General features: G+C 27.7%; 14 protein-coding genes. 9 read left to right on the top strand and 5 right to left on the bottom strand.

The window, feature by feature from the left end:
* Positions 1-121: 121 nt before the first annotated feature.
* The gene (locus tag IJL02_RS05775; protein WP_292812729.1) at positions 122-1,405 is read right to left on the bottom strand and encodes a DUF6270 domain-containing protein; all 1,284 of its coding nucleotides are present in this window, start codon (positions 1,403-1,405) and stop codon (positions 122-124) included.
* 194 nt (positions 1,406-1,599) lie between these two features.
* Here IJL02_RS05775 and IJL02_RS05770 point away from each other — a divergent pair, with 194 nt between their 5' ends.
* The 4 genes from IJL02_RS05770 to IJL02_RS05755 all read left to right on the top strand — a co-directional run bounded on the left by IJL02_RS05770 (position 1,600) and on the right by IJL02_RS05755 (position 3,205).
* Complete coding sequence (locus IJL02_RS05770; RefSeq protein ID WP_292812724.1) at positions 1,600-1,875, top strand: hypothetical protein; 276 nt, start codon at positions 1,600-1,602, stop codon at positions 1,873-1,875.
* A 326-nt stretch (positions 1,876-2,201) separates the two neighbouring features.
* Positions 2,202-2,405, top strand: coding sequence for a hypothetical protein (locus IJL02_RS05765; RefSeq protein ID WP_292812719.1), 204 nt, complete (start codon positions 2,202-2,204; stop codon positions 2,403-2,405).
* Positions 2,406-2,482: 77 nt separating this feature from the next.
* Positions 2,483-2,851: a hypothetical protein gene (locus tag IJL02_RS05760; RefSeq protein WP_292812712.1), complete on the top strand. Its 369-nt coding sequence runs from the start codon at positions 2,483-2,485 to the stop codon at positions 2,849-2,851.
* Between the two features lie 48 nt (positions 2,852-2,899).
* Entirely contained in the window at positions 2,900-3,205 is a 306-nt protein-coding gene (locus tag IJL02_RS05755; protein ID WP_292812708.1) for a hypothetical protein, read from the top strand.
* A 136-nt stretch (positions 3,206-3,341) separates the two neighbouring features.
* Here the strand turns inward: IJL02_RS05755 and IJL02_RS05750 are convergent, their stop codons facing one another.
* Both IJL02_RS05750 and IJL02_RS05745 read right to left on the bottom strand, forming a co-directional pair.
* The gene (locus IJL02_RS05750) at positions 3,342-4,607 is read right to left on the bottom strand and encodes an ABC transporter ATP-binding protein (RefSeq protein WP_292812702.1); all 1,266 of its coding nucleotides are present in this window, start codon (positions 4,605-4,607) and stop codon (positions 3,342-3,344) included.
* A 119-nt stretch (positions 4,608-4,726) separates the two neighbouring features.
* Positions 4,727-5,497, bottom strand: a complete 771-nt coding sequence (locus IJL02_RS05745; protein WP_292812694.1) for an ABC transporter permease — start codon at positions 5,495-5,497, stop codon at positions 4,727-4,729.
* A gap of 615 nt (positions 5,498-6,112) precedes the next feature.
* Between IJL02_RS05745 and IJL02_RS05740 the strand changes: the two genes are divergently transcribed.
* The 3 genes from IJL02_RS05740 (at position 6,113) to IJL02_RS05730 (ending at position 10,228) form a co-directional block, all read left to right on the top strand.
* Positions 6,113-7,099, top strand: coding sequence for a transposase (locus tag IJL02_RS05740; RefSeq protein WP_292812685.1), 987 nt, complete (start codon positions 6,113-6,115; stop codon positions 7,097-7,099).
* A gap of 48 nt (positions 7,100-7,147) precedes the next feature.
* Positions 7,148-9,079, top strand: a complete 1,932-nt coding sequence (locus IJL02_RS05735) for a hypothetical protein (RefSeq protein ID WP_292812670.1) — start codon at positions 7,148-7,150, stop codon at positions 9,077-9,079.
* Positions 9,080-9,265: 186 nt separating this feature from the next.
* A complete protein-coding gene (locus IJL02_RS05730; RefSeq protein ID WP_292812665.1) occupies positions 9,266-10,228 on the top strand; it encodes a glycosyltransferase family 2 protein in 963 nt (320 codons plus the stop codon).
* 32 nt (positions 10,229-10,260) lie between these two features.
* Here the strand turns inward: IJL02_RS05730 and IJL02_RS05725 are convergent, their stop codons facing one another.
* Both IJL02_RS05725 and IJL02_RS05720 read right to left on the bottom strand, forming a co-directional pair.
* Entirely contained in the window at positions 10,261-11,040 is a 780-nt protein-coding gene (locus IJL02_RS05725) for a polysaccharide pyruvyl transferase family protein (protein WP_292812656.1), read from the bottom strand.
* A 49-nt stretch (positions 11,041-11,089) separates the two neighbouring features.
* Complete coding sequence (locus tag IJL02_RS05720; protein ID WP_292812644.1) at positions 11,090-12,088, bottom strand: glycosyltransferase family 2 protein; 999 nt, start codon at positions 12,086-12,088, stop codon at positions 11,090-11,092.
* A 213-nt stretch (positions 12,089-12,301) separates the two neighbouring features.
* On the opposite strand from IJL02_RS05720, the gene IJL02_RS05715 reads away from it, so the two are divergent.
* Together IJL02_RS05715 and IJL02_RS05710 are read left to right on the top strand one after the other, a co-directional pair.
* Positions 12,302-12,439, top strand: coding sequence for a hypothetical protein (locus tag IJL02_RS05715; protein WP_292812639.1), 138 nt, complete (start codon positions 12,302-12,304; stop codon positions 12,437-12,439).
* Between the two features lie 118 nt (positions 12,440-12,557).
* Entirely contained in the window at positions 12,558-14,768 is a 2,211-nt protein-coding gene (locus tag IJL02_RS05710; protein ID WP_292812635.1) for a right-handed parallel beta-helix repeat-containing protein, read from the top strand.
* Positions 14,769-14,818: the final 50 nt, after the last annotated feature.

The raw sequence follows: 14,818 nt of genomic DNA, 5'->3' as shown, positions 1-14,818 counted from the left end.
ATGCTTTTTTTTTTTAAATGTGATTTTCATTTTTAAAGAACTGATTATAATAATAAAAAATCTATAAAATTAAAAAATATATGGAGTTTTACTATTAAATTAATTTAAATTAAATGAAATTTTAAAACGGAATCCATCTAACAAAAATATCTAAAATTTCTGAGTTTTTCACATTTTTTTTAAAGATAATTGGATTATCATGAGATGAGGTAACAGTTTTTTTTATTATGTTCATTTTATTTACATTAAAATCAGTATAATTAATATAAATGGGGATTCGTTCATTATTTTCATTTTTAACATCAATCCCTCTTAAAATAACTTTTAAGGTTCCTTCATTGATGCATTTGATTTTAAGATTAATTGTTCCTTTTCTACTATGTATTTGGGTCCCAATACCCAGTTCATTTTTATACCAGTTAGGATGCATAATATCAGATTCTACATCTGAATTTTTTAATATTTTTATATAATTATCAGGTGATCCTTCATTTTTAATGTCAATTCGTGCGGTAATATATTTATAAAAAGTTTCTGGAAATTTGGTATTAAATTGGTTATTTTTTAATTTAGTATTCTTCCAATCTAAAGTAATATATTTTCGCAAATTTTTTCTATAATCTTTATTAAGTTTATCATCCCACTTAAGAATCTCATTTCTACGAATTATATCATTTAATTGTTCAGTTTTTTCATGAAAATATTTCGATTCATAATGAGTGTGATGGGCTCCAAATATATAATTTTCATCATATAATGTATTATTATTAAATGGAAGTAATTCAACATCAAAATTATTCAATATATATTCATCTAAACTATTTCTATAATCATTTACATATGAAAATTTTTTAAAGTTTGGATTTTCAAAAATTTTTCCATTATTTGAATATTTATAAACTGACCTAGAACAGTTAAGAATTATTTTTAAATTATTACAATTATTTTTTATAAATTTAAAAAATTTATTGCAATATTTAGTATATAACTGAAAAAATTCATCAAAATTATTTGTAATGTTTATTTCAGGATATTCTAATAACTCTTGATAAAAGGTTGTTTTTCTCAAACTAGAAGTATTTGTAATAAATTGATTTTTATCAATGTTTATCACAGAACAAATCACATCAAAATAAGTATCTAAAACAAGATAATCTATTTTATCTTCTTTTAAGAATTTAATAAATTTTTTTGTTATATCATCAGTAACGCAAGTATTGAAATATTGATTATTTGTATCTATGAGATTTTCTTTATTTAATACTGGTTTAGACATCAAACTAATTAAAGAAGAAGCTTCCACTGAATAATTAATATGAAAGTATTTTTTATAGTTATTGTTAATTGTACTATTAAATATGCCTCTTGAAGCACAAGATCCGAAAGTAGAAAATTCTTTAATCATGAAAAAATTCCTAATTGAGTAAATTATTATGATTATATTTATAATTTTGTTATTATAAAAAGCATTTGGTTCTTTTGGGGACTCTTTCAAAAACTTTGTTGATTTGAATTTTTCTGATGAAAGTTAGCTCTGAATTTTTAATTCAGTTTAAAAATAGTTAAATTTAATAAAGAGTTGGAGTAAAAGTTTTTATCATGCCAAATCAAAAAACATATGCTCCAAATAGTATTTTAGATGTTAAACAATATATATTTTGTGATTTTGATGATGGATTTGTCCTTTCAGATCCTCGTTTTGTGAAGATTTTTAAATCCTGCCAAAAAGTTCTGAAATCTTCTGATTTAAGTTTTAAGAAGGATGTTCCTTATTTTAAAATGAGTTTAGCTCGATGTCCATATTGTGGAACTCGTCATGTGGTTAAATATGGTTTTACAAAAAGAACATTGGTATTTAAAGAAATAGGTAACTAAGGTTAAGGTTCAGCGTTATATTTGTAAACATTGTGATAAAACCTTTCAAACGGATTTAATAAGTCTTGTTGATAAAAACAGCAATTTTATGAATGAATTAAAAAGTGAATCTGAACATTTAATTTCAGATTATTTGGGAAGTTTGAAAAATGTTTGTAAATCTTTTAAAAAATTTTTTGGAATCGCTGTTCTCATCAAACGATTGAAAATTGGCTTTTTGTTAATGAAAACATTTTAGAATTTGATTTAAGTTGTTGTTCGGGATATTATGTCTTTGATGTGGATGGTTAAAAATCAATGGAGAATGGAAATATCGTCATACACTATTGGATTCAGTTTTCAATTGTATTGTAGCTGATGCAATTTACGATACAGAAGATGAAACAACTGTCGAAAAGTTTTTAAAAGAATCAACGGCAAATAAAAATAAAAAAGCAATCACAACAGATTTAGATAGTAAATATCCTCAAATCATCACAAAATGGGTTTTAAACATCAATTATGTATTTTTCATGCTAAAAAAAGTTTAAATAAACAATTAAAAGTTTTTAAAGACAAATTTCATCTTTCTGAGGAAGAATTCGAAGAATATCACCAACAATTAAAAATGATAAAAGATTTATTTGATTTAAATGATTATGATGAAGCTGAAAAAGAATTACAATCTTTAATTTTTCGTAAAGATGAATTTCATCTCGCAATTTATGAAATAATTAGAAAATCAATCTCTCCAAGATATAAAATCTTCATTTATTACTTAAAAGACAAAGGAATTGAAAAGACAAGTAACAAAATTGAAAATGCTTTCCAAAAAACAATGCCAAAATCCAGAAAACGAACATTCAAGACCAAACGAGGAGTTTTAAAACGAATATATCGCAGAGATCTAATTTGGAACGACAATCGAAAAAAGAATTTGAAAATCAACAAAGTTTTTGAAAGAGTCCATAAACTTCTAATGAAAAAACATATATAGTCATAAATAAATACATTTTATTTATAACCCTATGTGTAGGTGTATTAAATGATTAAGTTTGAATTTAATAATAGGAAAACTCAATATTTAAATCTAATGCAAATATTAATTGTAGTACGTGATTATAAGGTTAAATTAAATAGTTCTGAAACTCTTGAATTAGCAAAATATGAATTAAGTTTAATAGCATACTTGAAAAGTTTGAAAAATGATAGAAATTTAATTAATTTAGATGCCGAAACAAAAATAATATTATCATATAATAATATTAATTATAAAGATTTTTCTGATAATGATATTTATTTAGAAGAATTAAATTTAATTAATGAAATTAAAAAATTTTCTAATGAATAGATTTTTTTTTAGTAACGTTTAAAATTTGGAGTTTAAATTATATTCATTATTTTACTTTTTATTTTTATTATACTCTTTTTTAAACTATAATTTTTAATTTTACAAGTTTATGATTAGTTTCATCTGTTTTTATATGTTAACTTCTTAATTTAATGTTTTTTAATTGTTCGTTACTTGCTTTTTCAGCATCACTTAAATATTCGTCACATACTTTATTCACTTCGCCCATTTTTCGCAAATGTCCATTATCAATCCAAATAGCTTTATCACATAGTTCTCTTATTTGGGGAATTGAATGAGATACTAAAAGTACTGTTGTACCACCATCCATTAATGATCTTATTTTATCTCTGCTTTTCTTTTGAAAATTAACATCACCTACACCTAAAATTTCATCAATTATTAAAATATCTGGATTTACTGCTGTTGCGATTGAAAAAGCTAATTTTGCAAGCATACCTGATGAATAATTTTTAATGGGGATGTCAATATATTCACCCAGTTCGGAAAATTCTATAATTTCATCTAGTTTGGAGTTTAGATATTCTTTATCGTATCCTAAAACTGCACCATTTAAAATAATATTTTTCCTTCCAGAAAAATTGTGGTCAAATCCAGCACCCAATGATAATAATGGTGAGATATTGCCATTTGTACTAACGGTTCCATAATCTGGGGGGTAAATTCCAGTTATAACATTTAATAATGTTGATTTGCCTGCACCATTATACCCTATAATTCCAACTTTTTCACCTTTATAAATTTTAAAAGTAATATCTTTTAATGCATGTATTTTAATTTTTTTAGTTTTGCTTCTTTTTATAGTGCGAATAAATGTTTCTTTTAGCGTGTCAACTTTTTCATTTTGAACTTCAAAAGTTAAATCAACATGTTTTAAATCAATTGAAATTTGTTGATTATAATCTGGTACGATATTACTAAGAATTGTGTCTACTTTCATATCATTAGTTTCTAATTTACCCTCAATTTGATTAAAAGCAGTTTTATGTTGTTCAGATTCATTATTTTCAACATGATTTGGGATGGATGTCTGTTTTTTAGTAATAATCTTGTCATTTTTGCTTTTTGTTTTGTTGTTGGTATCAATTTTAGCATGTTTGTAAAGATGAGAACTAGTATTCGCTTCATTTTTCAAAGAAGTTTTTTGAGTTTTATCTCTATTGCCATATGACTCTTTATGAACAGGTTTATTTGAATTCTTTTTTGTTCTCAAAGTTTTTTGAAGAATTGTGGTTGGGTTTTCATCTTTTTTATTTGGAATATTATTTAAATTGGAATTATTTTGATTTTTAGGATTTTGGTCTTTTTCTAATTTTTGTTTTTTTTGAATATGGCTTAAAATTTCATTTGCATCTTCAGCTGAGAGATTATATTTGTCCATAAGTCTTTTTATGATTTGAACCCTTTTATTTTGAGGATTTAATGGATTATCATTTGGATTGTTATGTTCTGATTTTTTTAATTGTAAGTTATTTCTTTTTTGATTCATTTTTAAACCCCCTAAAATTTCATAGTGATGATCTTTTCATATTTTTTGAATACAATAATGCCTATTGTTAATATTATTAAAGATAATAAAAACAAATTAATCATATATACAAGTTGTGGGGGGTTTCCATAATAGACAAAGCATCTAAACTGGTCAATAACCCAAAACAACGGATTTAAAATAAAATATTGATGATATGGTTCTGGAATAATATCCATAGGATAAAATATCGCTGAGGCATACATTAACATCATAGAAACAACAGTCCATAAATGTTGGATATCACTATAATAAACACACGCTATAGATAACATTAATCCTAATCCTAATAACATGATGAATAAACAAATTATTGGGAATATTGAAAAAAATATTGTAGGTAAATAAAATGGGGAGTGAGTAACAACCATTACTATTCCTAAAATCATTAACATTATTATAAAATTTAAAAGTTCAGATATAATTGCTCCTAAAACAAAAATATATTTTGGTGTTGGTGTTCTTTGCAAAATATTTTTATTTGACTTTAATGAAGTCATTGAAATTCCAACTGCTGATGTAAAAAAATGGAATGTACACCAACCACATAAAAAATATATTGGATAATTGCCAATATTTCTCCCAAAAATTGTAGAGAAAATTATTGTGAATAACATCAACATTAATAAAGGACTCAATATTGTCCAAAAGATTCCCAATACTGAATCTTTATATTTTGAAGAAAAATTTTTTTTAATTATTTCTGTTAATAAAAATAAATCTTGTTTATTAATAAAATTCATATAACTCTCCATTATTTTTTTATCATTAATTAAATATGGATATAACTTATATTTAATTTTTAATGATTTTTAGTTTTTGAAGTGGGGTTAATAAATTAGATAATTATGTAGTTATTCTTACTTTTTTTTAAATAAATTACTTAGTTATATAAATTTTGATTTAAATTTATGATAACTAAAAAATAAAACAGTAAATATATTTATAATACTAGTGCTATTGGAAAATTGACGAATATTTACTTGAACTAGGGTAAAAGTAAAATAAAGCATATCAATATAAATAATATAATAAGTTTCAAAAAATTAGTAGCAACAAATATGTCAGATATAATTAAGTTCCTGAATAAAATTGTGAAATAAGTATCTGTTTGGAATTTAAAAAAATCAAAACCTTAACTTTTCAATATTCTAATTAACTACTGGGCCATGTTGAAATCCTAAAAATTTTTTCACTTGAAATTGCACATCGACTCTTTTTTTTGGATGGAAAATTAGTATTTTTTTAATTTTTTAGTCATGTGCTCTTTATTTTTTTACAGTTAAAATTATACTTCGTTATTTTTTAAAATAAGTTATAATAAACTATTTATAGTAAAATGGAGAATATTTATATATATGAAACGAAAAAACAAACAGTCTCCAGTTATAGTTAGGTTTTCAAAGCATAAAAACCTTTTGGATTTTGGCTTTAAAAAACAAGTAAAAAAATATTTCAAAAAATTAGAAATCGGCAAATTAAATACTATTAGCTCAAATGAATTGATAGAATTCATTGAAACTTGCTATAGCTATACAAAAATGTCATTAAATAAGTATTCAAGCAAATATTCAAAGCAAATGTACTCACAACCATCATTATTCACCATTGTTGCATTAAAAATTTACTTAAATGTCACTTATCGTGAAATTGCAGATTTTATAGCATTTTCCGACAAATTAAAAAAATATCTGGGCATAAAACAAGCACCCAACTACTCTACACTTCAGAAATTCTATAAACGAATGCCAACAAACATGTTTGAAAGAATAACAAACCAATTAATCGAAAATTTAAAAATTGAACCAAAAATAATAGCTTTAGATGGAAGTGGATTCAGCAGCGACTACGCTGACAAATATTACCTGGAAATAAGAGGATACAACGTGAAACACTTCACCAAAAGCCATATTGCAATCGATGTCGAGTCAAGAATGATCTTATACTCACAAGCCGTAAGAGGACCCAGACACGACACAAAATTCGTAATAGCTGCAATAAGAAGCTTAAAAAAATATAACATCCAATACATAATGGCAGACAAAGCCTACGGCACTGAACCCATACGAAACTGCATAAACGAAGAAATCAAAGCTTTAGACCAAATACCATTAAAAGCAAACTTCAGACATGGCTGGTATCGAAGATTAAGCCAAAAAACATTCAAAAAAGAAATATGCTCAAGAAGAAACAATGTAGAAAGCGTATTCAGCGTAATAAAAAGAAGATTTGGTGGAATTAACAAAAGCAAAAGCACAAGATTAAGAAACAAAGAAACAAGACTCAAAACACTAGTTTACAATATGGTCCAATACATCAAAATTTCAAAAAGGATTTCAACATAGCCTAACTACTAAAAAAATATATATAATATTATTTATAATATTTTACTTATGGTTTCTGTTAATGTAAAATCAATCATTGGAAAAAGTTTATTTATATTAAGTGTTTTAATGTTGATTTATTTACTTACATCACCTATAACTCATCTTTTCACACATATTGATGAGTTTTTTACTACTACTTATATAAATTTTCCAGTGTTTGATATTATTACTGTAACAGCGCATGATGTTCATCCCCCATTATATTATTTAATAGCTAAATTTATACTAGATTATTTAAACTTTTTTGGATTAACAAATACTCTGTTTAATTTAAAATTAGTTTCTATTATTCCTTATGCATTGATTTTAATAATTTCATTTGTAAAAATTAGAAAGGATTATGGTTGGCTTAGTGCAGGATTGTTTTCTTTTGCTATGTTTGTCATGTCTGATTTCTTTTTGTATTATTTAACTGCTAGAATGTACAGTTGGGGGACATTATTCTTATTACTTTCATTTATATATTTTAAAGATGTTATAAATAGTTTTGATAAAAAATCAATAGTATTATTTTCATTTTTTAGTGTTTGTTGTGTTTATACTCAATATTTTATTGGAATATCTGTTTTAGTTCTTTATCTGGTATTTTTAGTTTATATTTTATTGTTTGAAGAAAAAGATAAACTCAAATATTGGATGTTATCTGTTATTTTAGCAGGGATAATGTTCGTACCTTGGATTCCTAGTTTAATTGCTCAAATGTCCAATGTTAGTGGGGGTTATTGGATTCCTGATGTGAATTTGGATCTTATTATATCTTCATTTTCAAGTTTTGTTCATTCAGAGATTGCAATGTCTTTATTTTCAAATAATTTGATATATCATGTATTTGCAATATTTATTCTTATTTTATTATTTATTATTTATTATAGGGAGTCAATTGATTTTGATGATAAAACTAGTTTTTATATTGTAAGTGGTTTTGCAGTTTATATTGGAACAATTGTATTTAGTGTTGTTATTTCTATTTTATTTAAACCAATTTTGATTGTAAGGTATTTAATACCTGTTACTGCGGTTTTATGGCTAGTGATTTCAATAGTGATTGTTAAAATAAGAAATAAAAAATTATTAATTTTTTATTCAATTTTGGTATGTATTTTGCTAATTGCTGGAATTAGTGATGTAGTTTCAAATAGTGGGATATATTATGATAATGGTATGGTTCAACAGGATGTATTTGATAATATTGCTCAGGATAATAATTCTGTTGTAATTGCTACAAATGCACCTATGTTCCTACTATTTTCAGATCAATGGGATATTTATTGTACTGGTACTTGGTTACATAGTTTAGATATGGGTGAAGCGCATCAGATATATGATTTTAATGAACTTGATAAAAAGGACACTATGGGGTTCATTAACAATAATTCTGATAAAACTATTTATTACTGTTGTTGGGGCAATCCAGAATTAGATGGGAATGTCACTGCAATTCCAATGTTGCACAATTCTCACTGGAATATATATAAAGTATCTTCTGGACCAGTCACAAAAAGTGATTATTATAAATATGATAATGGTACAATTGATGACCATAATGATATATGGACTTATCTTTATAATCCAAACATGACTAGAAATCAAGAGTATTCTTCAATCACAGATACTAATTCTAATGGATATATTCAAATAGAGATTATAGATAATTATAAAATTGAATTTGATATGAAACAATATGGGGGTAAAGATAAGTGGGATATTGTATTTTATAATAGTTCAAGTTCAATAAGGGGAGTTAGTTTAGCTAATTTTAATGCTCAACCAGAAAATTGGTATCATGTGGAAATCGTAATTACAAATGGTACAATCAATACGACTCTTAATGGTGTTACAAATACACAAACATTAGAAAATCCAACTCATTTCCTATTTTCAGTTAATGGAGATATTTCAGAGATACAATTTAAAAATTTCAAAGCACATCCATTATGAGCGTTTGCTAATGTTTCTATTAGGAGGATGGCACATTATGGTAAAGATTGGATGAAATTGATAATGAAGTTATAGGTTAATAAAGTTTTTATGATTTGATTTATTTAAATATTTATTGATTAAATCTTATGTATAAATAGTTAAACAAGGTGCCTAAATGTCTATTTTAATAAGTTAGATGAGAATATGATATCAGTAATAATTCCAGTTTATAATGTTGAAAATTACTTGCATGTTTGTTTAAATAGTATATTAAAACAAACTTATCGGGATTTTGAGGTAATTTGCATTGATGACGCTTCAAATGATTCTTCTCTAGAGATTTTAGAATATTTCCATGAAAAAGATTCTAGAATCAAAATTCTTAAAAACGATTCTAATAGGGGTCAGGGGTTTTCAAGAAATAGGGGTTTGGATGTAGCTCAAGGAAAATATGTTTTTTTCTTGGATAGTGATGACTGGTTATCAGTAAATACTTTTGAAATTCTTATTAAAACCTCTGAAAAATATAATTTGGATTTATTATTGTTTAAAAATATTGTTTATTATGAGGAATCTCATGAATTTGGTATGGAAGAGTATTATGATATGAAATTTATGGAAAAATTTGAACGTGAAGTGTTTAATCAGTGGGATTTGGATAAAACGAAGTTATTTGATGTTCCAATAGGTCCTTGTAATAAATTATACTTAAAATCATTTTTAGATGACTACAATATAAGGTTTACTGATAAGAATTATATTCAGGAGGATAATCCTTTTTCTTGTAAAGCTTGGATTAATGCTGATAGAATTTCATTTATTAACAAATATTTTTATAATAGGCGTAGGCGACCAGATTCTATCATGACCCTCAACAATGAACGATTATTTGATGGCATTCCTATTTCTTATATGATTTTGGACGTGTTTTTGGAAAATAAAGAAATCTATGAATATTATAAATGCGAAGTATTAACCTATATATTTAAAGCTTTATTAATAAAATATAATAAAATTGAAGATCAGTACAAAGATGAATTCTATAATGCAATTCAGGGAGTTTACTCTGATTTTATAGAGAAATATGATTTATATGATGATATTGAAAAAAGTCTAGATAATGCTATTTTAGATTTTTTAAATGAAAATGATGTGTTATTCGAGTAACTTTTTTCAGATTTCTGATTAATTAGTTATTTTCATAATTTAAATGGGAAACATTCTATTAATTCATTTTGTTTTTTGTAAACTTGGTCTTCTGATTGGAAATTGCATTTAAAATCTTTTTCAATATCCGGCAGTTCTCCATTTCTCAAATCAAAACATTCTCTATCAGTGCCAAAAGAAGAGAAATAATCATGGAATTTAAATCTATTGCCTAAAATATTATCTGAAATCTCGCACCAACAATTTGGAATGCAATATGAATCTGCAATGATTAATCCATGAAGGCTAGTTGAAATAATATATTCACATTCAGAAATTTCTTTCAAAACATCTTTTGTTTCTTCTTGAACATCAATAAATTTTGAATTAGGATAATATTCAAGCATTTTTTTAAAGATTTCCTCATTTCTATCTACAAAATGGGGGATTATGCCTAATGAATATTTTTTCTCTGAAGGTTTCACAATTAATGATGATAAAAGGCCGGGATCTGCTAAAACACATGAAATTTCTTTTCCAAGAATCTCTGATACTCGTTTTCTTGTTTTTTCACCGCGCAACGCATGGATAATAAAATGTCTCACACCTTCTTGAGGAATATTTTCATAATGATACATTAAACCGGTTCCCCAAATGTGGATTGGTTTATTAAAATCACATTCTGTCAGCATTTTCTTTTCCCATTCACCAATATCTGTGTTTGTTATAAGGTTATCTAAAAGACTTCCAACACAACACAAATCAGCAGTTTGAATCGTGTCAGATTCAAATTTTAATTGAAAAATTGAAGATAAAATTTCTTCATTTAACATATCTCCGACATTTGGATATTTAAAATAATACACTTTAAGACCATAAGATTCAATGGTTCTTTTTTTTATATTTCAAATACTCATCATATGATACATTTTTTAAAATCCAATTCAAAACAGCATCTACACCTCCAATATCTCCAACATTGTCTAAGTAATAGTTCATAGTTATTGCAATCTGTTGTGCATACCAGTCATCAGAATTTGAAATCTTTTCATGTTTTTTTAAATAATTATGAATCTTTCTCTTTTCTTCAAGATTTTTTATTATGAAGTCGGAGTGCACACTCTTTGTGAAATTTTTTTCATGAACTCGATAAACTCCTATGATTTTTTTATTAATATAAGTTTTACCTCCAATCATCAGTGCTCTTAAATAAATTGATGTGTCATTCATCATTGTCATTTCTTTAAATTTGGCTTCAATTAATGTAGTTCTCCTAAATGCTGCGGGAAATACGGAGGTTGGTTTTCTGTATTTTGTCATAAAATTATTCAGATATTCAATTGAATCAATTGATTCTTCATCAATGTTTAAATTGGTATGTATGTATTTATCATTGTTTTCATAATGAGTGTATGATTCTGAGCAAATTAAATTAATGTTTTCATCTTCAAATATTTTTATCAACTCATAAAAATACTCATTATCAATAAAGTAGTCATCATCATCACAAAAAATTATATATTTTCCATGTGAGAGGTTATAACCTTTCTGTCTATTTAATCCCGCTCCTAAATTTTCATAATTCCGGTAATATTTTAGGCGTTTGTCATGATAGTTGCTATAAACTTCATTTGTCTCATCAATAGATAAATCATCAACTAGTATTATTTCAAAATTTTGGTAGGTTTGGTTAAAAATACTGTTAACCAATTGTGTCAATTGTTCAAATCGGTTATGTGTTGGTATTATGATGCTTATTTTTTCATTACCTGTTTTATATTTGGAGGAGTAGAGGTCATTATAAATTAAATTATTATAAGCAGTATATTGGAGTCGTTTTTCTTCTTTCATTTGCTTAAACTCATCTAAATAATCCTTCATGATTGTCACTTATTATGTATTGATTGCTATGGTAATATGTCCTTTTCAGTTTTTAAGTATGTTTATAAATTGTTTTAAACTTTTCTAAAATCATTTAGATTTGAGACAATTGTATATTAAATAAAAAATTCGCACTGGTTTCTCGGATATCCAAAATTTTACATGTATAAATCTTATATAGGTATTTAGTAAGTTTTAATCATCAAAGCAGTTATGTCCATAGCAGGTTTTGGAACAAGATTTGCACCTGGAGCAAAATCCAGTCTGAAATTGATGTTGCTTTTTTATTACAAACCAATCATCCAATACACAATAGAAAAGTGGCTGCTTCAGGAATCGCTGATGTTTTAATCATGAGATTCATCAGTTTGTTGTGTATGCTGTATGAGATGATTTAAAACAGGGTTTTGAATCTATTATTATAAATCAATAACAATATTTAATAAATGGTATCCAATAAACTATTATCATGTACACAAAAACAAGAAAAATAGTTCTGATGCTATTGCTGTTGTCGGCGGTTCTAACACTAACCGCAGTATCAGCCAATGAAAATCTAACACAAAACACGTTATCGGTCGATGACGCAAGCATCAGCGTCAAGGAAAGTTCGCATTCGTTTGAAGACGTTCAAAACGAAATAAACAATGCGAAAGAAAATGCAACAGTAATCCTGAACGGAACCTATGTCGGTTCAGGTAAGGAAATTCTAATCAACAAAAGCATCACTATTGAAGGAAGTGGAAACGCTACAATACTCGACGCCAATTCCACATCAAGAATACTTAACATCACTGCAGGCACTGTCACACTGAAAAACCTGATTTTTACCAACGCCAAAAACACTATCAGTTGCGGAGGTGCAATCTATTCCACAGAATCATTAACAGTTGACGGCTGCACATTCAAAGACAATGTGGTGGATTTTAATGATGACAACGGACTGTCCTCAGAGGAAATCTATAATCTGCAGGTGTATGAAGGAATATATTCTATTGCCCGTGGCGGTGCAATCTACTGCGGGGACAATCTTACAGTATTGAACTCCAAACTGTCGGCAAACAGAGCACTCAGCACTGAAGTCTGGAGAGAAATGGAATATTATGGTGGCCAGGACAATGCCGGTGCCACCACAATACATGCCAAAGGAAACATAATCCTGGACAATACAACTGTGTCCTCATACAGTTATTTCGGAACCTGTGATATCGAGGCCGAAAACAATCTGGTAATCTGGGGATGTGAGTTCAACGGCGCACGTTCAAAATACGGCCGTTCAATCAGCGTAAATAATTCTAAATTCAACGACAGGTCAACTCTGGAGACCTATGGCTCAAATAATGATTCATGCACAATATTGAATTCTGATTTCATAAACCCGGACGGTCTGGTTTTAAGCGCCTCAGCCAGCTCAGTTGTGATTGAAAACAACACTTTTGCCAATGGTGATGTCGAATATGCCGATTTCATCAAACTTTCAGCAGAAACAATTGAAATATCAGGTAATGATTTTTCAAACAATTCCATCAGATATCATGATCTTATACGCATCACGGCTGCCGAATGTAGCATGTTCAACAACACTTTCACAGACAATCAGGTAACCGGAATCAGCAGTTATTACGCACACTGCAGCATTGTTCTACTTCAAAACAGCAATGCATCCGTAATTCAGTGCAGTTTTACAAACAATTCAGCTCCAACCGCCGGTGCAATCCATTGCATGAACTCAAATCTTTCAGTTGAATCATCCAATTTTACAGAAAACTCCAACGTTGCAGTTGAGCTTGAAAATTCAAATCTTAAACTCAACGGGCAAAACTTTGGATATTATTCAAAGGCATTGCTGGATGATTCATTCGCCATTGTTGGCGAGGGCATTGAAATTGACATGCCTAAAACATTCACTTTCGCTCCTGCAAAAACCATTGAAATAAAGATTCCTGCAAAAGTCAGCTACAATAAGGACATGCCGGTCAGCTTTTTTGTTGACGTTTTAAAAGAAAGTAAAGCAGTTTACTCTCTTTTAAAAGATTCTGAAAACGGTTATCTTAAATTCAGTTTAAAGGATTTGGCTGCCGGAACATATGAAATCAAAATCACATCACAGAACTGGGATGTTGAAAAGACATCAACACTTATCATCGGTGAGGCGAAAGTCACAGCTTCAAATGCCAAGGTGACCTACTCTGCAGGTTCATACTACACAATAAATGTCAAAGGAGCTGACGGAAAGCCTGCTGACGGCGCTAAGGTGGTCATTAAAATCAACGGCAAAACATTCAAAACCCTGTATACCTCCAAGGGCGTTGCCAAGTTCAAGGTTGACAATGCTCCCGGAACATACAAGATGACCATAACCTCACTTGGAAAGTCAGTTACAAAAACACTGACCGTAAACCATATCGTAAGCCTTCAGTCAGTGACTGTCAAAAGATCCGCCAAAAAGCTTGTGCTGAGCGCAAATCTTGGGAAAGTCAACAATAAGTATCTCAAAAACAAGTGGGTGACCTTCAAGTTCAACGGCAAAACATACAAGGCAAAAACCAACTCCAAGGGTGTTGCAAAGGTAACAGTTAAATCAAATGTCCTTAAAAAACTTAAGGTTGGAAAAAAGGTAACCTATCAGGCAACATACCTTAAGGATACTGTTAAAAAGACTGCAAAAATTAAAAAATAAGGATTCGTTCCTTATTTTATCTTCTTTTTTTCGAATTTAATCTTTTAGTG

This window comes from Methanobrevibacter sp., assembly GCF_017427765.1.
Classification (GTDB): Archaea; Methanobacteriota; Methanobacteria; order Methanobacteriales; family Methanobacteriaceae; genus Methanocatella.
Note: the sequence above shows the minus strand (reverse complement) of the source record. Positions and strands in the feature narration are given on the sequence as shown.